The sequence below is a fragment of the Poritiphilus flavus genome (genome assembly GCF_009901585.1).
GTDB lineage: Bacteria > Bacteroidota > Bacteroidia > Flavobacteriales > Flavobacteriaceae > Poritiphilus > Poritiphilus flavus.
On sequence record NZ_WXYO01000005.1, the window covers coordinates 464,501 to 483,920 of the forward strand.

Below are 19,420 nucleotides of genomic sequence, written 5' to 3' on the forward strand. Positions count from 1 at the left end.
GGAATTACGGTTGCAGACCGGCCATCCTTCTGGCCATATCTTCCAGATCAATACCCAGCAGTTCCCGATTGGTTTCCAGCACTTCCATACGCATATCTACAGGTAGTTTGCTGTAACCTTCCTTGGCTCCTAAGATCATTCCGGCCACGGCTCCCACGGTGTCATTATCCCGGCCGTAGTTGATAATGAATTGCAGGGTCTTCTCAAAATCTCCCTGTCCGAATTCCATGCCTGTGATCAGGATCTGCCAGATCTCAGCTGCGTGAAAAGCGATGGCTCTTTTGTCTCTGTCTAAGATATCGTAAGCAAATTCCTGTTGGGCCCATTCCGTAGGGCTGCCTCCGAACTCTGGAGGTAGTTTTAGTTCCAGGGAGTCTTTGAGGTTCACAGAATCCGGAACCTCCACCTCCCGGGCCATCCATACGGTTCGCCTGGAAGTTTCACTGATGGAATTTGAGATACGCCCGACTAATCGGCTGTCCTGATAGCGGAGCGGATCAATTACCGCAGCCGCATCCAAAATGGAATCCATATTACTGGTCCTCAAAGCCATATGGGTCATTCCGGCCAGTAGCGCGGCAATATCCTTGGCATAGCCCAGATCAAAGACCGTATGGTCATAGGCCAGAGTATAGGCCTCTTCAGGACTGGAGGTTACCAGGCCGAACATTGGGGTATATAACATTCCGGCGCAAGACATCTCACCGCCGTAAAAGCGGTTGCGGGCTTCCATAAAGGCCTGAGTGCTTTGCTGATAGGCCATGGCTACTCTTGCCCATTCTTTGATCCAATCTACTTTTTCCAACCTTGAATCCAGCGAATCCGGACTTGCGAGGATCTCCTTGTCAGAAAGCTTTGAAGCAACAGAACTGTAGTAATCCGAAATGTATTTTATAAAATGCGACCCCTTTAGATTTTTGGGATGCTGATTGAAGTAGCCCACCATGAGAAGTTTCCAACGGGTGTCGTCCGTTGTTGCGCCTTTGGGCAGATTGTGCTCCCAGGGGCCTTCCGGGGATTGCACCCGTATCCCATCCGGGATATCTGTAATATAGCCGTATTTTCTGCGGATGTCATTTCTGTGCCACATTTCCGTAGACACCCCCATCGCGTCTCCAATAGCAGAACCTACCAGGGCGCCCAGGACCTTATCATAATACTCCTCAGCGGACAACTTTAGGGAATCGCTGGTATAGGCCTGTTTTTTGGGTTCGGGAATATCAAGGGTCGGCTTTGGATCTTTACAGGAAAAGGTCAATATTCCAATCAGTAACCCAAAAAATATGCAGGTCTTTTTCATTCTAATACCAATTTTCTGGCGGTAGTCAAAAGATACGCTTTTTCCTCAATACTTCTTTGGAGTGGTAATTGGGCCAGTCCTATGATCCTGCGCAGAATTTCTATACCTGCTATCTGCCCTACCATTCCGGAATTGAGCCCGGGTCCGTAGGCGTGTAGAAGGGTATTGAGCGACTCAGCATCCATGCTGGCCATGATGAGGTGCGCGGCCATAACGCCCAGGTCGAACTCGGGAAATCCCCTGAAACTAAACTCGGGATCAATCACAAAAACCTGTTCGGTGTTGCTCATCCAGCTTCCGGGATAATAGTCGCCATGGATGAGAACCTCGCCCTCGGAGAGGTATTTTTCGCCCAGGCTATTAACCACGGTTTTCAATGCTATATCCTTTTTAAAAGGCATGGAAAGCTCTTGCAAGCCTTCTTGTATGTCGTTTAGCTGAAAGCCATTGTCTTCCATAAATGGGAGTACAAAAATGTGTTGATGATTCAATTCACGCAAAGCCGTATTCTTTGGAAAAGTAGCGGGTACATCCGCCTGGTGGATGGCCTTAAGCACGCTGATCAATTGCTGAAGGGCCTTTGGGCTAATCTCGCGCGTATGATATATTGAGGTCATATCCTCAAAAGTCCCCAGGTCTTCCATCAGCATGAGGTAATCTTCCTCGTCATAGGCCTCAATGGCTGGAATATAGGGATCTATCGCCTTGCCACGGACCGTTGAATAAAACTGATATTCCACGGATATACGCTCCAGGGGCGCGGGTATCTGCTGGTATTTTTGTACGTAGGGGCGGGATTGTTTTAGGATGAACGATCGCAAATTCGTCTGAATTCGGAGTACAACATTCATATTTCCTTCGCCGGCTTTGGCTATGGATTGAATCTCTTCTCCGCTTCCTAGCCACCCTTTGGCATTGAGTAGTTTTTGCAAATCTGCAGGGGTGGAATGGAGGTCAACATTTCTCAAATTAACAAGGTGTTTTTACGCAATATAGTCGCAAAAGAAAAAAAAGCCTACAGAAAGTATTCACATTTTAGGCATTATAAGAGGTATTCTGCTTGTATTCCAGAATGTTATTTGGAATTGTCGGCAGTTTATTAGTATGTTTAGGAAAAATTAAACAGACCATTATGGGAAAATTTGAAATCAAAAAAGACAAGGCCGGAAAATTCCGGTTCAATCTTAAAGCCTCAAACGGACAGGTGATCCTCAGTAGTGAGGGCTACAATACCAAGTCTGCCTGCGAGAACGGAATCGAATCCGTAAGAAAGAATTCACAGAATGATAAGATGTTCGACGTAAGTGTTGCGAAGAACGGAAAGCCACGTTTTAACCTCAAAGCTTCTAACGGACAGGTGATCGGTACAAGTCAGATGTACGCCAGTTCAGCAACCTGCTCCAAGGGGATCGCTTCGGTTAAGAAGAATGCACCCGGTGCCGGGGTTGTAGACAATTCTTAAAGGAAATTTTCGCTATATCAATCTATATTTTATAGCGGGAGAAACAGCCTTCGTCCGAGGCTGTTTTTTTTTGGCTGATCATTTATGCATCCTCTTTTTCCTACAAGGGATGCAGCTTTTTATCCTTAAAAACGCTATTATTTCGGCAAGGATGATCGGCCTGTGGGTCTAGTTTCTTATTTTACTACTACAAACAAAACAACAACTAACAATGACCCTACAAGAAAAACTCGCTCAGGAGATAGAGGCATTTCCTGGCGGACTCAAAGAAGTGATCAAAGGCCTGGAGCTTTGTATTGAAGTGGCCGACGAGGATCAACGGCGATTTTTTGAAGTACTGCTATTGGACATCATCGCAGTTCACAAGGTGAAGGATCTCAAAGCTGAGAAAGAGGCTATTCTCTTTAAGGAAAACTCCAAGGAGGCCTTAAAGCATTTGCATTTCATGGTTCACACTCACGATTGCAAAACTTGTAAATTTTTGATTGGATTAAAAGAAAAAGAAATGAAATGGGTGGCGGGTATCAAGGTTATCAACAGTTCTAAAAAGACTGCCTGATATTCTTTCCAGAATCGAGTTTCTCCTGATCCTGCTCTTTTAACCGTTTCCGGAATATGTTAAGCTGTTTCCAAATTAGCTCGTTCTCTTCCTGAATTCTGAGCTCAACATAGTTGTCTAAAGACTTGACCAGTTCCGGTAACGGGCCCATTTCATACTTCTGAATATAGCCGAAAATGATTTCGACCGGTCGGGGAACCTTGATGGTACCGTTTTCCCATCGCTTTACGGTGCCCACGGAATATCCGACAACAGCGCACAGCTCTTTTTGGGTCAGACCCAGCTTTTTTCTAAAGTAAATGGCTTCTTCAGAGGTCAAAATTTCAGCTATTTTTGTTAAAATTAGTAAATTTTTGATATAAAATGAGCAAAAAGAGAAAATTGTGGCTTTCCTTACTGTTAGTCAATAACAAGATTAAAGAAGCTTTTGATTTTGACTTTTTAACTGTGCTACAAAAGTAGTAATCCTGGTAGAAAATCGTGAGATAATGAGTGATGTGGTACTTCCAGGAGATAACTTCGTTTCGCTCGTTGTTCTTTTTATACCCCTGAAGCAATCCTGCCTACCGTAGCGCAGGCACAAAACCACCGCTTGTGGGAGAGCTCATGAGGTTTGTACATCCAGGACACGGATAGCTTTTCTGACTGGGGATTTAGACCTGAGCCCCAATAGATCTTTTTCTTGTAATAATCATGATAACCCTTACCCGCTTCCCAATGAGGAATAATCCAACTACATTTTGCTGTAGCCTATGATTTCTTCAGCGCTTGATCACTCTTTTTGGAAACCGGATCAAAATCGCTATTCTCTTCGATAGACTCTGTACGTCATATCAAAGATGCTTTCGTTTTTAACATCTTCATATTCAATTCTCATAGTGCTGCTAAAGAAGGTGATTTTAGCATAGCTCAACACTTCATCATCGACATCAGGTAAAGCATTAAATGTAAGACGATAATTTGCATTTGGGAAATCGTTACTGGTGGTTTTCACCCACTCACCAGTGCGTATTAAGTCCAGATTACAGGCCCCGTTGTTAAACCCCCGAAGTTCCGAATCAAGCAGACCGTCCTCAAAAATAAATAGTCTATGAGCATTACTACAGGGATTAACTTCTACGAACTGATCTCCATCATCAAAGGTCGCTCCACTTTCAATAATTACCCATTCTCCAATTATAGGGTCTTGTTGTTGAATATTTCCGTCGGAATCATCTGAGGAACAAGAAATAAGGGGAAGCAAAAACAGCGCCAATAGTGCATTTTTCATTTCGAGTTTGGTTTAAAGTGACCGGGAAAGATAAAAGTAAGGGAAATGTAGGAAAATTCAAAGTGAATTACTCAGCAAAGGAAAGTTTTCCTATTGAATTATCAATAGTACTTAGAAGTGCATCTAAATCGTCTCTGGCACGAATTTGATTTGCTTTTCCATGGTATTTAACGTATCCGTTTAGCAATGGATCAAAAAAACAATAACATCTATCTCAGGGGTATCTGCCAGCTGTTTGAGGCTTTTTAATGTAGAATTACCTATTAACCTGCTGCAAACCTGCCTACCGGAGTGTAGGTGCAAAACCACTACCTGCGGCAGTGTATTTTATTCCCAGTTTCCTTAGAAAAGTATACTTTTCACGGCTCCTGAAAATAAAATCCGGACAGTAGCGTCCGGATTGTGAGTGATGTGGTACCTCTAGGAGATAACTTCGCTTTGCTCGTTGTTCCTTTGATACCCCTTATGCAAATACAAAACCACTACCTGCGGCAGTGTATTTTATTCCCAGTTTCCTTAGAAAAGTATACTTTTCACGGCTCCTGGAAATAAAAAACCCTGACTGAAACGTCAGGGTTTTGTGCTTGATGTGGTACCTCCAGGAATCGAACCAGGGACACACGGATTTTCAGTCCGTTGCTCTACCAACTGAGCTAAGGTACCAGTATTTCAATTTCTTGAGCCGAAACCAGATTTCAACTTGCCAGTTCTGGCGGGCTTGCGTCCGCCGAAGCAAAAGCACTCGCTTTTGCGAAGGCGGGGGCAAATATACTTTCAAATTTAGGAACTACAAACTAAATAGTAAAAAAAGCCGGTTGTTTTTTTCTTTTTGTGATCTTTGCATTATGAACCTGATCGTAGATGCCGGTAATACCCTTGTAAAGCTTGCGGTTTTTGACAAAAACAATATGGTTTTTTTCCAAAAAACGGAGCTCCTCCGCTTCTCCGACAAGGTGAAAGAACTGTTCGATCGCTTCCCCAATATACGCCACGCCATGGTGGCCTCCGTAGGCCCTATGGATAGCCGGGACAAGGCGGTACTTTCCATTTTCTGCAAGGTGCATTTCCTAAGCCATGACACCCGGGTACCCTTTAAAAATTCCTATGCCACACCCCAAACCCTGGGGGTAGATCGCATTGCCCTTGCCACGGCTGCTTTTTACCGCAATCCCAATGGCAATACCCTGGTTGTAGATGCCGGGACCTGCGTTACTTATGATATGCTAAACGACTATGGAGAATACCTCGGGGGAGCCATTTCTCCCGGTCTTAGAATGCGGTATAACGCGCTACACGAACATACCGCCGGACTACCATTACTGGAACCTTCAGAGCTTCTGGATTTTATTGGTAACTCCACCGAATCCGGTATCCACAGCGGGGTGGTCAACGGTATCTGTAACGAGATTGATGGGGTAATTGAACAGTACCTTGCTCGTTTTCAAGATTTAACAGTTATTTTAACAGGGGGCGACGCCCAATTTTTGTCTAAACGACTAAAAAATACCATATTTGCGCATTCTAATTTTCTCCTGGAAGGCTTGAATTATTTGCTGGAATACAACAAACGCTAGATGGTAAGAAAGATTCTCGTCGCGGTTATATGCCTTACCGCCTTTTACATGAATGCTCAAAATGGTACTGTTTCTCCCTACTCTTTTTTCGGTATTGGTGAATTGAGATCCGCAGGTACTATAGACAATCAAATGATGGGGGGGTTGAGCATGTATACCGATAGCATTCACATCAACCTCAGAAACCCGGCGGCTTACGGAAAACTAAGACTTACTACATATACCGTAGGGTTGAGCCATCGCGAAGTGCGCCTCAGTAGCTTTACCGAAGAAGAGAACAGCAGTGTCACCAACCTGGAATACCTTTCTATAGGATTCCCACTCAGTCAGAAACTCGGGGTAGGTTTTGGTTTAAAACCGTTTACCTCCGTAGGATACAACATCATTGATCAGAGTACCAATGGCGATGGGGAAACCGTCACCAATCAGTTCAATGGTGACGGGGGCCTAAACCAGGCCTATGTCTCTTTGGGATATCAGGTGGTGCCGAATGTGCACATAGGGGCAACCGCCAGTTATAACTTCGGGGAATTGCGAAACCAAAGAGTACAAAGTGTAGAGGATGTGCAATTTGGTACCCTGGATCGCAGGGAATCCAAAGTAAACGGTTTCGACTTTAATTTCGGAGCGACTTATACCCCGATGATCAAAGATAAGTACACCCTGTTTACCTCAGTTACCGTAAATACTCAGGCTAACTTAACTTCCGAAAATTCACAACGGATCGGGTCTTTTTCTTTGAGTTCCCTGCAAGAGATCGAAGTTATTGAGGTAGACCTGGACGCGCAAAACCTTCGCAATACAGAATTGAAACTCCCCACAACGACCACTCTGGGCCTGGGATTTGGGGAGGATAAAAAATGGTTCCTGGGGGCAGAATACAGCTTCCAGCAACTGAGTTCTTTTACCAATGATTTTACTACTGTAGAAAATGTGCGCTATCAGGATGCCAATAGGATTACTTTGGGAGGCTTCTTTATACCAGACTATTCTTCCTTTTCAGGTTATTTAAAACGCGTTACTTATAGGGCAGGCGTCCGGATGCAGAACACCGGATTAATTGTTAATGATAAAGAGATCAAAGACTTTGGCATAACTTTTGGATTTGGCTTACCGCTGGGTGGTAATTTCTCCAATCTTAACCTTGGTTTTGAATTGGGTAGGAAAGGAACTACAACAGCGGACTTAATTCAAGAAAGTTATCTTAAAGTGAACTTAGGACTGTCTTTAAACGACTTATGGTTCAGAAAAAGGCAGATAGATTGATAAAAATTTAGTACATTAACCGCTTTAAACTTATTAACACGATGAAAAAGGAACTTTACTTAATGATGATCGCGGTTTTGGGCATGGTTGGCATAAGTAATGCGCAGGCTCAAAATCCTGAATGTATGACCAATCTTTCCATATACGCGGAACACGCCAAAGTAAAAAATTACGATGCGGCTTATACGCCCTGGAAGATGGTTTATGAAAATTGCCCTGCAATAAATAAGGCGAACTTTTCACTGGGGGAAAAAATCCTTCAACACAAAATAAAAAACAGCTCCGGAGGAGAGAAAGACGGTTTTATCCAGGACCTTCTTACCCTTTGGGATAACGGTGGGGTCCACTTTCCAAAGCGATACCCACTCGGCGTCGTATCTGTTAAAAAAGCATTACTGCTATACGACAACAAAATGGCTTCTAATGAAGAGCTTTACAATACTTTGGATAAAGCCTTTAAAGAAGACAGAAAGAATTTCAAAAATCCAAAAGCACTTTACCTTTATTTCTCAAGCCTTGTAGATCTTCACGGAGAAGGTAAGCAGGATCTTCAGTCAGTATTCGATACTTACGATGACGTTACTGAAAAAATTGAAGAAGAGAATAAGAAACTTACCAACATTGTAACTCAGTTGCTTCCAAAAGATTCCTTGGGAACGCTTACTAAGAAAGAAAAAAGCAAACTTCGGGTGGCGACTACCAACTCCAAGTCGTACGGTAAGATCAACGGAAGTATCGACAGCAAATTGGGAGCGCTTGCAGATTGCAGCAACCTTATCCCACTTTACGAAAAAAGTTTCGATGCCAAGAAAGGTGATATTACCTGGGTAAAAAGAGCCGTAGGACGTATGTTCGGAAAAGAGTGTACAGACGATCCTATGTTTAGAAAACTATTTGAAGCTCAGTTGGCCCTTGAGCCTTCGGCCAGTGCATATATGTACGGCGGGGTTCTCAAGCAAAAAGCTGGCGATAACAAAGGAGCTATCGCGGATTTCAACAAGGCGGTTGAACTGGAAACAGATTCGTACAAAAAATCAGATATCCTTTATAAGATCGCCACTATTATGAGGAAAAGTAGCAAATCTTCGGCGAGAACCTATGCTCAGAAAGCGATCAACGCGAACTCAGCTAATGGAAAAGCCTATTTGCTAATTGCCAATCTCTACGCTACCAGTGCTAACCAATGCGGTAGTACACCATTCGAAAAAAGAGCGGTGTACTGGAGGGCTGCGGATATGGCCAGAAAAGCGGGAAGGGTAGATCCTTCATTGAGTGGAAGAGCTAATCAGTCGGCTGCCAGTTACAGTGCTAAGGCGCCGTCCAAAACGGATATATTTAATTCCGGTCTGGCCGGGAAATCCATCACCTTTAGTTGTTGGGTTGGAGGCAGCGTAAAAGTGCCCAGTCTATAAGTTAAATGAAATCCTTTTTCGGAAATAATAAGTGCATTGCCATGGTTCTTACTATGGCAATGTTTTTTTTAGCTTGTAAGGACAATTACAAGCGTATAGGTGAGGAAGCTCAGGAACTCATCTACCCACAGGGCGTGGCCCAGAACTTCAGGCTTACCTATACGGAAACCGTAGAAAAAGTAGGGAGTGAAGATAGTAGCGATACTAAATTAATCGCTATCTTGAATAGCACCATCGCGGAGGATTTTGACAACCTGAGATTTAAATACTGGAATTTTCCGGAGGGCCTGAAAGTTGATTTCTTCGACGAGGAGCACAATAAAAGCACCATAGTTGCGGACTACGGTATCATTTATTCCGCAACAAATATCATTGACCTGCAAGGGAACGTGGTGATAGAGACCCATGACGGCAAGAAATTGGAAACCCCTCAGTTGTATTGGGACAGAACGGAAGACTGGATCTTCACCCAGGCCAAGTTCAAATTCACCAATCCGGAAGACGGGACCATAATGGACGGTGAAGGCATGGACTTCCGAAGGGACCTGAATTTTTTTAAAGCACATAAGACCTATGGTCTGATGACCATAAAAGAAGATGAATCATGATCAAAATACTGAGATATACAGAGTACCTCTACCTGGGCGTTTTCCTGGTATGTTTATACGAGATAGCCACTAAGTGGAACACGGACAGGGAAGGGACCTATATTTTTATCTTTTTTGGCCTGGCCTCCCTTGGTATGTTCCTGTTCAGGCGCAGGTACCGCAAACGATTTGAGAAGCGCAAAAAGGAAAATCAGAACTAGCGTTGGAGACCCCAGTAATTATCATTCTGATTTCACTGCTATTGTCCGCCTTTTTCTCGGGCATGGAAATCGCTTTTGTCTCGGCGAATCGCATCCATATTGAAATTGAGAAAAAACAGGAAGGGATACTTGCAAAAGTGCTGACCCGTCTTACTCAAAAACCTTCAAAGTTTATCGCTACCATGCTTATCGGCAACAATATCGCCCTGGTAGTTTACGGCTTGTATATGGGTGATCTGCTCGTAAGCTGGTTTCAGACCCTGACACCGTCCAATAGCTTCCTGCACCTTATGCTTACAGATTTTAACCTGCTGACACAGACGCTGGTTTCCACGCTTGTTATACTGATCACTGCGGAATTTTTGCCTAAGGTGCTATTTCAGATCTATTCAAATACCCTGCTAAAGGTACTGGCCATCCCGGCATATTTTTTCTACCTGCTTTTTTCGATTTTTTCTGAATTCGTGATCAAGGTTTCAGATATTATCCTGAAAACCTTTTTCAGGACAGATGGGGATGAGGTACAACTGGCATTTAGTAAAATGGAGTTGGGGGATTATATTACAGAACAAATGGAAACGGTGGAAGAGGAAGATGAGGTAGACTCCGAAATACAGATATTTCAGAACGCCCTGGAGTTTTCCGCAGTGAAGGCCAGGGAAGTAATGGTGCCAAGAACGGAGATCACCGCGGTAGAATTGCACGAAACTCCTAAAAACCTGGCTAAGCTGTTTACAGAGACCGGCTACTCCAAAATACTGGTGTATAGGGATACCATAGACGATATTATTGGCTACGTCCATTCTTTTGAGCTTTTTAAGAAACCCAAGACCATAAGAAGTATACTCTTGCCTGTGGAGTTTGTGCCGGAAACCATGCTGATCAATGATATCCTGAATGTACTTACCAAGAAACGCAAGAGTATCGCTGTAGTGCTTGACGAATACGGAGGTACTTCAGGCATTATGACCGTAGAGGATATTGTGGAGGAACTCTTTGGCGAAATAGAAGATGAACACGATTCCACAGACCTTCATGAAGAACAATTGGGGCCGGGCAGCTTTAAGCTTTCCGCACGATTGGAAGTGGACTACCTCAATGAACAGTACAAACTGGATTTACCTGAAAGCGAAGAATATGAAACCCTTGGAGGGCTGATCGTCAATGAGACCGGGGAGATCCCGGATCAGGATTCGAGGATACAGGTAGAAAACTTTCTCTTTACCGTCCTGGAAGTGTCCAGCACAAAAATAGACCTGGTCACCATGGAAGTACTTGAAAAGGATTAAGGCCGGCTAAGCAGCTATCTCATTAGGATTTAACTTTTATTATTAGGCAGAAAATGGTAATTTCGCCACCCGATATTAGTCGGGATAATTTTAAATTTTACGCATTATGGCGATTTTAGAGAATATTAGAAAGCGTACCACGGTACTGATCCTTATTATTGGGATGGCGCTGTTCGCTTTCGTCATTTCCGGGATCTTTACCAGTAACGATTTTTCAGGAGGGAAGGTAGGTTCTTCCATAGCGGAGATCAACGGAAATGAAATTTCAATTGATGAGTTCAGAAGAAAAGTTGAGCGGGCTTCCCGTTCCGGTTTCCCTTCTTCTACTTCCATGCAGTTGGTGAATACCGTTTGGAACCAGGTTGAGCGTTCAGCCATACTCGGACAACAGTTTGAAGATCTTGGGATCAGCATTGAGCAGGATCAGATCATTGATGTTATTAAATCCAGTCCTGGCCTGGCCTCCAACCCACAATTCATGAACGAAAACGGGGTTTTTGACGAGTCGAAGTTCAGGGATTTCATCATCGAACTTAAGCAAAGTGCGCCGGATCAGTATAACGACTGGCTGCTAGACGAGCAATCCATCATAGACCGGGCAAAAGAACAGGCCTATTTTAACCTGATCAAGGCCGGAAACGGGGCAACCCTCAAAGAAGGAGAGCTGGATTATAAACTGGCCAACGATAAAGTGGATATCCGTTATGTGCGTATACCTTACGCTTCCGTTCCGGATAGTACCATAGTAGTTTCCAAGAACGAGATCGCGGAATACATCGCTGAACACAAGGATGAATACGAACAGGATCCGGCCAGAGACCTGCAATTTGTGTATTTTGAGGAGAAGCCATCTCCGGAAGATGAGGCAGCTATAAAGGATCAGATCAGCCAGCTATTGGAAGACTCAGTGGAGTATTTTGAAGAGCAGGATACCACAGACACCATCCCGGGTTTTCTGAGGACTACCAATATTGCGGAATTCCTTGATCGTAATTCGGATACCAAATTCGACACGATTTTCAGAGCTAAAAAGGAACTTCCATCTCAGTTTGCAGATACTCTGATGAATCTTCAGGTAGGGGAAGTCTACGGTCCTTACAGGGATGGAGACGCCTTTAAAGTTTCCCGTATGATAGCCCGCAGGCCAAATGGCTCCGTAAAGGCGAGTCACATTCTTATCACCTATGAAGGTGCTGAGAGAGCTAGTCCGGAGATCACCAGGACAAAAGAAGAAGCAGAAGAAAGAGCAAACGAACTGCTTAAAGAAGCCACTAAAAGCGGGACCGTTTTTGCCGAGTTGGCCAGAGACAATTCAGACGGGCCTTCTGCTCCAAGAGGAGGCGACCTCGGATTTTTTCAGGAAGGTATAATGACCCCAAAATTCAATGATTTTGCTTTTGGCAATAATGTGGGTCATATCGGACTGGTAGAGACTGAGTTCGGCTTTCATATTGTAAAGGTGGATGATAAGGAAGATGTAGTTCAGATCGCTACCCTTAGCAGGGATATAGAACCATCTGAGGAAACCATCAATAAACTTTTTGAGGACGCCACCAAATTTGAAATGGCTACGACTTCTTCGGATAAATCCTTTCCCGATGTTGCAAAGGAAAGCGAATTCCTGGTAAGACCAGTCAATAAGCTCAAACAGTTAGACGAGAACCTGCCAGGGCTTGGGGCTCAGCGAACAATCGTGCAATGGGCTTTCAATGACGATACCAAGATAGGGGACATCAAGCGTTTCAGTATCAATAACGGATATGCTGTTGTTCAGCTAACCGGCGAGTATGATAAAGGATTGATGAGTGTAGAAGATGCCTCCGGAAGGGTACTCCCTATTCTCAGAAAGCAGAAAAAAGCCGCCCAGATCATTGCCGCCAACAGCGGAAGATCCCTGGACGACCTTGCGACCAATAACGGCCAAAGTATATCGAATGCTTCAGCCCTGACCGTAAAAACCCCAACCATTGCGGGAGCGGGAAGAGAACCTCTTATTGTAGGGACCGCCTTCGCCCTGGCCGAGGGTACTGCCTCTGAGCTCCTGGAAGGGGAAACCGGGGTCTTTAAGATCGAGGTGACTAAAAAGGAGGACGCCCCTCAGTTGGACAATTATGCGACATACGCCACTACACTACAATCTTCAAATGCTGCCAGGGTAAATTCAGCAGTATACAACGCTTTGAAAAAGAAAGCGGATATCGAAGACAACAGGGCGACCTTTTACTAGGAAAACATATTTTATAAAAGAAGAAGCAGGTCTTAACGGCCTGCTTTTTTGTTTAGTACAAGGTCCTTGAATGCGAAAACGGTAGCATAGCCTTTGCGCTTAAAATACACAGGGCTGTCTGGTTCGCCCGCGGCCAGTACAAAATCCCCGCCCCAGGCACCTAGGCTTTTAACTGCTCCGGGATAGTCAGGGAAGGTAGAAGACTTAACAGTATCCAGACCAAGAACCTCAGAAAGGGTTTGCTCATGAGTTTCCATGAGATGTATAAAGTCATGCAGATCATTGCAATTGACCATACCTTCTGTGATCCCGGAAATCTCAGCTATGAGTTCCGCTTTGTTCAAGGTCTTCTCCCTGTAGTGCGCGATCGCTTCCCTGCTGTTCTGCTTCCTGTTGAGGAATACAAAAAATAGCTGGTCTTGAAATGGCGGGCTAAAATCTACAGGAGTAACCCGTGGTTTGGAATCTTCAATTTGGTATAAAATTGCTGTGCTGTGCTGTGCACAGGCTATATCATATCCGCTTCCTGGAATGCTGCCATGTAACAGATCAAAAGCGTCTATCATAGCCCATTGCGCAATATTGTTGATCAGGGTAGACGATGTTCCCAAACCCCAGTTTCGTGGGAAATCCAATTGGGTTACAACCTCATAGCCCCTGGAGCCTTCAAGAAAATCTGGGTTGAGGTTTCTGGCCTGGCTAAGGATCTTCATCAACATCAGGCTTATATCGTCAGTATCCGTGTCCTTGGAGGTATTCGTAAGTATATCTACGGGGAATTCGCTTTCAAACCAAACCTTGTTGTCCTGGTCCAGGCTTTTCCAACGTATAAGGCCTGAATTATTCTCCAGAACTTTCAGGCTTTGACCGAAGCGGGTTGGCACGGCCAGGCTAAGTGCACCATCGAGTACGGCGTATTCTCCGGTGAGCAGAAGTTTGCCATTGCTGCGGAATTCCCTTTCCATTATTTACGTAGATTATGGATCGCTTCTTCCACCGCGCTATGGGTAACGGTATGGGTCTTAAAGTGATGGATCAGGGCTACTTTTTCCTCTTCACTGGCACCCAGTTTATTGAGCATATTCAGCAAATGCATTTTCATATGGCCTTGCTGGATACCGGTTGTTACCAGCGATCTCAGGGCGGCAAAATTCTGCGCCAGTCCGGCAACCGCGATGATCTGCATCAGCTCTTTGGCATTGGGGTTTTGCAAGATTTCAAGTGCCAGTTTTACCAGGGGGTGCAGACTGGTAAGTCCGCCCACAGTACCAACTGCCAAAGGGATTTCAATCCAAAAAGAGAAAATGTCATCCTTGATCTCCGCATGGGTAAGGCTGGAATATCTGCCCTCGCTGGCCGCGTAGGCGTGAATACCGGCTTCCACAGCCCTGAAATCGTTACCTGTTGCGAGGACTACAGCGTCTATACCGTTCATGATCCCCTTGTTGTGGGTCACGGCCCTGAAAGGTTCCGCTTTTGCGATAGCGACCGCCTGCACCATTTTTTCCGCGAATTCCTCGGGAGAAAGGCCTTTGTCTTCGTTCAATTCACTTATAGGGCAGCTCACCTTAGCCTTTACCAGGCAATCCGGCACATAATTAGAAAGGATGCTCATGACAACTTCAAGCTGCCTTTCGTTTTCGTCGAATTCCGAATTATTCCTGGCTTCCCTTTCCAGTATGGCCGCGAATTGTTCCAGGCAGGAGTTGATAAAATTGGCACCCATGGCATCCACCGTTTCAAACGTACAGTGCAGCTGGAAGTAATTTGCCAGGTCTGAGCTTTTGTCTTTTAGCTCGATCTGTTTTATCCCACCGCCTCTTTTTTCCATTTTGGCGGTAAGCTCAGTGGTTTCAGAAAGAAAAACAGGCTGTAGTGAAGCGATAAATCGCCCGAGCTTTTCCTTATCACCATTGTATTTAAAGTGAACCTGACCTACTTTTTCAGTGCCACTGACCGACGCCTGAAACCCGCCCCTGCTCAGCCAGAACTTGGCCGCACGGCTGGCTGCAGCTACTACCGAGCTTTCTTCAATGGCCATTGGAATGGCATATAATTTGTTGTTGATCAGGAAATTTGGCGCGATCCCAAAGGGCAGGTAATAGTTACTTATGGTATTCTCTATAAACTCATCATGCAGCTTTTGCACGCGGGTATCCGAATTCCAGTATTTTTTGAGGAGTTCTTTTGCAGCTTCGGGTTTGGCGGTATAGTTTTTGGCAATCCAATCGATCTTTGCTTCTTTGGAGAGCTTGGAAAATCCTTCGATAGGAGCGGTCATGTATTCCGTGTTTTGGAGGATAAATATAAGGATTACGGGCGGAAGTGAAGCTTAGATTCCTCAATAGTCAGAACCGCGCGTAAAGTTCTAAGGTTTTAGGCGCAAAGTTCTTTTTTTAGGTAAAATATTAGTAAACTTGGAAGATTTAATAAAAATTTTGTGATCATGAAAAAACCCGTTGTTTTGTTTCTTTTGGCATTCCTGAGCTGTACAGTTTTACTATCTCAGCAGAAGATCAGCCTGGAAGATATTTGGGGAGGAAGTTTTAGGACAGAAGGTATGGACGTATTGCGCTCCATGAAAAATGGAGAGCAGTACACCGTCTTAAATATTGACAGGGCCAGCAAAAGGAGTTCCATAGATCAATACGACTATGAGTCTCAGGAAAAAACGGCAACTTTAGTTTCGTCGGATGCTGCCAAAGGCATTCCTTTTTTTACCTCTTATTCCTTTAGTGACGATGAATCCAAAATTCTCCTTGCAACAGAGGTGGAACGGGTTTACAGACATTCAAGACTTGGGATCTATTACGTCTACGACCTGAAGACCCAACAGGCTACCAGGATTTCCGAAACCAAGATTCAGGAACCTTCTCTGTCTCCTGATGGAAATAAAGTAGCATATGCAAGGGAGAACAACCTCTTTCTTCTGGATCTCCCTTCAGGCAAGACCAGCCAGCTTACCACAGATGGAGAAAAAAACAAAATAATTAACGGGATAACCGACTGGGTTTACGAAGAAGAGTTTGCCTTTGTCCGTGCCTTTGCATGGAATTCAAATGGTACCCACATTGCTTTCCTACGATTTGATGAGACTAATGTACCTCAGTTTTCCATGGACATTTACGGCACAACCCTATATCCTTCACAACAACAGTTTAAATACCCTAAGGCGGGGGAAGAAAATGCCAAGGTCTCTTTACATATGTACGATGTTGAGTCGGGTACAACTACTCCCATCGAATTAAATAATCCCTATTACATCCCCAGGATAAAATGGATGAATGATCCGTCCTCTTTGAGCGTCCGAACGCTGAACAGGCATCAGAATGATCTGAAATTGTGGCTTGTGAATGCCGAAACCTTTGAAGCCTCTGTGCTTCTGGAAGAAAAAGATGAGGCCTATGTAGATATTACGGACGACCTTACCTTCCTTTCCGATGATAGTTTCATTTGGACCAGCGAAAGGGATGGAAACAATCATATCTATCTCTACGGAGCTGACGGTAAGCTCAAAAACCAGGTTACCAAAGGACCCTGGGAGGTTACCCATTACTATGGATATGACGGTGATTCCGGAAAGATCTTTTACCAGTCTACCGAGAATGGCTCTATCAACAGGGATATTTACAGCATCAACGCCAATGGGAAGAGTAAAACTCGACTGAGCTCAAGAGAAGGAACGAACCGGGCTGATTTCAGCGCGGATTTTTCCGTATTCATCAACTCTTTTTCAAGTACAGCAACACCTCCGGAGTATAGCCTTCACAAAGCCAAATCCGGTAGGAAAATAAAAGACATTAAAAACAATGATGCCTTATTGAAAAAACTAAGCGGTTACGAGTTGAGCCCTAAAGAATTCTCTACGATCAATATCAACGGGAACGATCTGAATATGTATATGATCAAACCCAAGGATTTTGATCCGGCAAAGAAGTATCCTCTTTTCATGTATCAATACAGTGGACCGGGATCTCAACAGGTGGCCAACCGTTGGATGGGTGCCAACGACTACTGGCATCAGATGCTCGCTTCCGAAGGTTACATCATCGCTTGTGTAGACGGACGTGGTACCGGACTCAAAGGAAGAGACTTTAAGAAGGTTACACAAAAGGAACTGGGGAAGTATGAGGTGGAAGACCAGATAGCCGCCGCCAGGAAATTAAGTGAACTTCCTTATATAGATGAGGATAGGACCGGCATCTGGGGCTGGAGCTATGGGGGCTTTATGTCTACCAACTGCCTCTTAAAGGGAAATGACACTTTTGAGATGGCCATCGCTGTTGCTCCGGTAACCAGTTGGAGATTTTACGATACCATTTATACAGAGCGCTATATGCTTACCCCTCAGGAGAACCCCAGTGGTTACGATGAGAATTCCCCCCTGAATTACCCCGAATTGCTAAAAGGAAAATACCTGCTTGTTCACGGATCGGGTGATGACAATGTTCACGCCCAAAATACCATGCGAATGATAGAAGCATTGGTACAGGCCAACAAACAATTTGAATGGGCCATGTACCCGGACAAAACACATGGTATTTACGGTGGTAACACCCGATTGCATCTCTATACCAAAATGACGGACTTCATCCACAAGAATTTAGGCGCTCTCCCATCAAAAAAACAGGAAGTTCCGGAGAAGGAGATGATCAAAGGCTAGACTAACTAAACTACATATACATTATGGCAAACACCTTAAGACCAGCTCATCAAAGAGAGCTATTTGGACACCCGGTAGGCTTGTATGTCCTGTTTTTTACCGAAATGTGGGAACGCTTTTCATATTACGGAATGCGGGCGCTACTTACCCTTTATATGACTGCACAGACCCTGGAAAATGACCCACAAAGCGGTCTGGGGTGGACCAGTACTGAGGCCCTGGCACTTTACGGATGGTACACTATGCTGGTATACGTTATGGGGATACCCGGAGGGTTTATCGCAGATAGGATCATTGGACAGAAAAAGGCTGTAACCATTGGGGCCATATTACTTACTTGCGGTCATGGAGTCCTTGCTATTGATGCGGTTTGGGCCTATTATACCGGTCTCGGACTGGTGATATTGGGTGTTGGGATGCTTAAACCCAATATTTCGACTATGGTTGGTGGACTTTACAAGCCGAATGATATACGGCGTGATAAGGGATTCAGCATTTTCTATGTCGGTATCAACCTTGGCTCATTTATCGCGTCTCTATCCGTTGGCCTTGTGGCAGCCGTATACGGCTGGCATTCCGGCTTTGGATTGGCGGGGATCGGAATGTTAATGGGTTTGCTGGTATATCTGTACGGCCAACGCTTCCTGACCCATGTTGGCAACGAACCAACTGTAGAAGAAAAATCGTCGGATATCAGCCTGTCTACCTTATTCGGACAATTGCTTAAATCCCCTCTCCAACTAGGGATTGTAGTGGTTTTGCTGGCTCTATCACTCTACGCCGGATTCACTTTTGAAGGACCGGATCACTGGGGCTATGGAGCACTGTTCATCGTACTTTCCCTGATCACAGGAATGATGATGATGATCTATAAGAACCTTAACGGCCAGGTAGAAAAAGACCGTTATGTGGTGCTGTTATTATCCCTTCTGATGGTGATGGTTTTCTGGGGATGCTTTGAGCAGATGGGTGGCTTGATGAATTTATACGCCCAGGAGAAGACCAATCGTATGTTCCTGGGATGGGAAGTGCCTGCAGCCTGGTTCCAGGGAGCCAATGCCGGTTTCATAATATTATTGGCGGTGGCCATTGCCAATTTTTGGGCCAGGAGAAAACTAAAAGGTAAAGAAGCCTCCTCCCTCTTTAAGATGGGGGTTGGAATTATAATTATGGGAATAGGTTTCGTGTACATGGTATTCGCTTCCCTGCAGTACGAAAGTGAAGGAAGTTCAGCCATGTACTGGCTGGTGTTGGCTTATTTATTCCACACTATCGGGGAATTATGCCTGTCTCCGGTCTCGCTCTCCTTTTTCACCAAACTGGCCCCGGCCAGATATATGGCGCTGATGATGGGAGTCTATTGGGCAGCGACCGGTTTAGGCAATAAAGTGGCAGGAATTATCGGGGAAAGTTCTGTAAAGGCAGGAGAATTGAAAGTCTTTGGAGGCCTGTTTGTATTTGCCGTACTTTTTGGAGTATTGGTGTTATTGCTGCTTAAACCCTTAAAACGCCTTACTCATGGAGCTGAGGACCAAGAGACCGTTTTAGCCAGAGAGGCCACTGAAGAAGTGGAAATGGCAGATCGTTAGC

The 19,420-nt window shown here is 44.7% G+C and carries 17 protein-coding genes and 1 tRNA gene; 11 read left to right on the forward strand and 7 right to left on the reverse strand.

The genetic code is table 11. The features are described from left to right. Positions 1 to 4: 4 nt before the first annotated feature. Together GTQ38_RS12325 and GTQ38_RS12330 are read right to left on the reverse strand one after the other, a co-directional pair. Entirely contained in the window at positions 5 to 1,300 is a 1,296-nt protein-coding gene (locus GTQ38_RS12325; RefSeq protein ID WP_161435825.1) for an ADP-ribosylglycohydrolase family protein, read from the reverse strand. Further along, positions 1,297 to 2,268 (reverse strand): phosphotransferase, encoded by a 972-nt coding sequence (locus GTQ38_RS12330; RefSeq protein ID WP_161435826.1) that lies wholly within the window; start codon positions 2,266 to 2,268, stop codon positions 1,297 to 1,299. Before GTQ38_RS12330 ends, GTQ38_RS12325 begins: the two co-directional genes overlap by 4 nt. 164 nt (positions 2,269 to 2,432) lie before the next feature. On the opposite strand from GTQ38_RS12330, the gene GTQ38_RS12335 reads away from it, so the two are divergent. Both GTQ38_RS12335 and GTQ38_RS12340 read left to right on the forward strand, forming a co-directional pair. Beyond that, positions 2,433 to 2,762: a YegP family protein gene (locus GTQ38_RS12335; protein WP_161435827.1), complete on the forward strand. Its 330-nt coding sequence runs from the start codon at positions 2,433 to 2,435 to the stop codon at positions 2,760 to 2,762. Between the two features lie 211 nt (positions 2,763 to 2,973). Further along, the gene (locus GTQ38_RS12340) at positions 2,974 to 3,321 is read left to right on the forward strand and encodes a hypothetical protein (RefSeq protein ID WP_161435828.1); all 348 of its coding nucleotides are present in this window, start codon (positions 2,974 to 2,976) and stop codon (positions 3,319 to 3,321) included. On the opposite strand, the gene GTQ38_RS12345 is transcribed toward GTQ38_RS12340, so the two are convergent. The 3 genes from GTQ38_RS12345 to GTQ38_RS12355 all read right to left on the reverse strand — a co-directional run bounded on the left by GTQ38_RS12345 (position 3,305) and on the right by GTQ38_RS12355 (position 5,254). After that, positions 3,305 to 3,640, reverse strand: coding sequence for a helix-turn-helix domain-containing protein (locus GTQ38_RS12345; protein ID WP_161435829.1), 336 nt, complete (start codon positions 3,638 to 3,640; stop codon positions 3,305 to 3,307). The two genes, GTQ38_RS12340 and GTQ38_RS12345, sit on opposite strands and share 17 nt — an antisense overlap. A 483-nt stretch (positions 3,641 to 4,123) precedes the next feature. Further along, the gene (locus GTQ38_RS12350) at positions 4,124 to 4,591 is read right to left on the reverse strand and encodes a hypothetical protein (protein ID WP_161435830.1); all 468 of its coding nucleotides are present in this window, start codon (positions 4,589 to 4,591) and stop codon (positions 4,124 to 4,126) included. Positions 4,592 to 5,181: 590 nt separating this feature from the next. Next, a tRNA-Phe gene (locus tag GTQ38_RS12355) sits at positions 5,182 to 5,254 on the reverse strand. Positions 5,255 to 5,436: 182 nt separating this feature from the next. Between GTQ38_RS12355 and GTQ38_RS12360 the strand changes: the two genes are divergently transcribed. From GTQ38_RS12360 to GTQ38_RS12390, 7 genes are all read left to right on the forward strand, one after another. After that, the gene (locus GTQ38_RS12360; RefSeq protein WP_161435831.1) at positions 5,437 to 6,165 is read left to right on the forward strand and encodes a type III pantothenate kinase; all 729 of its coding nucleotides are present in this window, start codon (positions 5,437 to 5,439) and stop codon (positions 6,163 to 6,165) included. Next, positions 6,166 to 7,431: a hypothetical protein gene (locus GTQ38_RS12365; RefSeq protein WP_161435832.1), complete on the forward strand. Its 1,266-nt coding sequence runs from the start codon at positions 6,166 to 6,168 to the stop codon at positions 7,429 to 7,431. 41 nt (positions 7,432 to 7,472) lie between these two features. Then, complete coding sequence (locus tag GTQ38_RS12370; RefSeq protein WP_161435833.1) at positions 7,473 to 8,843, forward strand: tetratricopeptide repeat protein; 1,371 nt, start codon at positions 7,473 to 7,475, stop codon at positions 8,841 to 8,843. A gap of 5 nt (positions 8,844 to 8,848) precedes the next feature. Then, entirely contained in the window at positions 8,849 to 9,451 is a 603-nt protein-coding gene (lptC, locus tag GTQ38_RS12375; protein ID WP_238857913.1) for an LPS export ABC transporter periplasmic protein LptC, read from the forward strand. Further along, complete coding sequence (locus GTQ38_RS12380; RefSeq protein WP_161435834.1) at positions 9,448 to 9,651, forward strand: hypothetical protein; 204 nt, start codon at positions 9,448 to 9,450, stop codon at positions 9,649 to 9,651. Before lptC ends, GTQ38_RS12380 begins: the two co-directional genes overlap by 4 nt. Positions 9,652 to 9,713: 62 nt before the next feature. Continuing rightward, complete coding sequence (locus GTQ38_RS12385; RefSeq protein ID WP_449421291.1) at positions 9,714 to 10,940, forward strand: hemolysin family protein; 1,227 nt, start codon at positions 9,714 to 9,716, stop codon at positions 10,938 to 10,940. A gap of 106 nt (positions 10,941 to 11,046) precedes the next feature. Then, positions 11,047 to 13,167 (forward strand): peptidylprolyl isomerase, encoded by a 2,121-nt coding sequence (locus tag GTQ38_RS12390; protein WP_161435836.1) that lies wholly within the window; start codon positions 11,047 to 11,049, stop codon positions 13,165 to 13,167. A gap of 32 nt (positions 13,168 to 13,199) precedes the next feature. Here the strand turns inward: GTQ38_RS12390 and GTQ38_RS12395 are convergent, their stop codons facing one another. Both GTQ38_RS12395 and GTQ38_RS12400 read right to left on the reverse strand, forming a co-directional pair. Beyond that, positions 13,200 to 14,132 (reverse strand): GYDIA family GHMP kinase, encoded by a 933-nt coding sequence (locus tag GTQ38_RS12395; RefSeq protein ID WP_161435837.1) that lies wholly within the window; start codon positions 14,130 to 14,132, stop codon positions 13,200 to 13,202. Beyond that, positions 14,132 to 15,448: a hydroxymethylglutaryl-CoA reductase, degradative gene (locus GTQ38_RS12400; protein ID WP_161435838.1), complete on the reverse strand. Its 1,317-nt coding sequence runs from the start codon at positions 15,446 to 15,448 to the stop codon at positions 14,132 to 14,134. Before GTQ38_RS12400 ends, GTQ38_RS12395 begins: the two co-directional genes overlap by 1 nt. A 165-nt stretch (positions 15,449 to 15,613) precedes the next feature. Here GTQ38_RS12400 and GTQ38_RS12405 point away from each other — a divergent pair, with 165 nt between their 5' ends. Together GTQ38_RS12405 and GTQ38_RS12410 are read left to right on the forward strand one after the other, a co-directional pair. Then, complete coding sequence (locus GTQ38_RS12405) at positions 15,614 to 17,830, forward strand: S9 family peptidase (RefSeq protein ID WP_161435839.1); 2,217 nt, start codon at positions 15,614 to 15,616, stop codon at positions 17,828 to 17,830. Between the two features lie 23 nt (positions 17,831 to 17,853). Next, on the forward strand, positions 17,854 to 19,419 hold the full coding sequence (locus GTQ38_RS12410; protein WP_161435840.1) for a peptide MFS transporter: 1,566 nt from the start codon (positions 17,854 to 17,856) through the stop codon (positions 19,417 to 19,419). The last annotated feature ends 1 nt before the right edge of the window (position 19,420 follow it).

What these genes read in the sequence shown, in the direction of transcription:
- GTQ38_RS12410 (WP_161435840.1), top strand. Translation starts at nt 17,854, where the DNA reads ATGGCAAACACCTTAAGACCAGCTCATCAAAGAGAGCTATTTGGACAC.
- GTQ38_RS12325 (WP_161435825.1), bottom strand. Translation starts at nt 1,300, where the DNA reads ATGAAAAAGACCTGCATATTTTTTGGGTTACTGATTGGAATATTGACC.
- GTQ38_RS12350 (WP_161435830.1), bottom strand. Translation starts at nt 4,591, where the DNA reads ATGAAAAATGCACTATTGGCGCTGTTTTTGCTTCCCCTTATTTCTTGT.
- GTQ38_RS12400 (WP_161435838.1), bottom strand. Translation starts at nt 15,448, where the DNA reads ATGACCGCTCCTATCGAAGGATTTTCCAAGCTCTCCAAAGAAGCAAAG.
- GTQ38_RS12385 (WP_449421291.1), top strand. Translation starts at nt 9,714, where the DNA reads ATGGAAATCGCTTTTGTCTCGGCGAATCGCATCCATATTGAAATTGAG.
- GTQ38_RS12365 (WP_161435832.1), top strand. Translation starts at nt 6,166, where the DNA reads ATGGTAAGAAAGATTCTCGTCGCGGTTATATGCCTTACCGCCTTTTAC.
- GTQ38_RS12360 (WP_161435831.1), top strand. Translation starts at nt 5,437, where the DNA reads ATGAACCTGATCGTAGATGCCGGTAATACCCTTGTAAAGCTTGCGGTT.
- GTQ38_RS12370 (WP_161435833.1), top strand. Translation starts at nt 7,473, where the DNA reads ATGAAAAAGGAACTTTACTTAATGATGATCGCGGTTTTGGGCATGGTT.
- GTQ38_RS12395 (WP_161435837.1), bottom strand. Translation starts at nt 14,132, where the DNA reads ATGGAAAGGGAATTCCGCAGCAATGGCAAACTTCTGCTCACCGGAGAA.
- GTQ38_RS12405 (WP_161435839.1), top strand. Translation starts at nt 15,614, where the DNA reads ATGAAAAAACCCGTTGTTTTGTTTCTTTTGGCATTCCTGAGCTGTACA.
- lptC (WP_238857913.1), top strand. Translation starts at nt 8,849, where the DNA reads ATGAAATCCTTTTTCGGAAATAATAAGTGCATTGCCATGGTTCTTACT.
- GTQ38_RS12380 (WP_161435834.1), top strand. Translation starts at nt 9,448, where the DNA reads ATGATCAAAATACTGAGATATACAGAGTACCTCTACCTGGGCGTTTTC.
- GTQ38_RS12335 (WP_161435827.1), top strand. Translation starts at nt 2,433, where the DNA reads ATGGGAAAATTTGAAATCAAAAAAGACAAGGCCGGAAAATTCCGGTTC.
- GTQ38_RS12390 (WP_161435836.1), top strand. Translation starts at nt 11,047, where the DNA reads ATGGCGATTTTAGAGAATATTAGAAAGCGTACCACGGTACTGATCCTT.
- GTQ38_RS12340 (WP_161435828.1), top strand. Translation starts at nt 2,974, where the DNA reads ATGACCCTACAAGAAAAACTCGCTCAGGAGATAGAGGCATTTCCTGGC.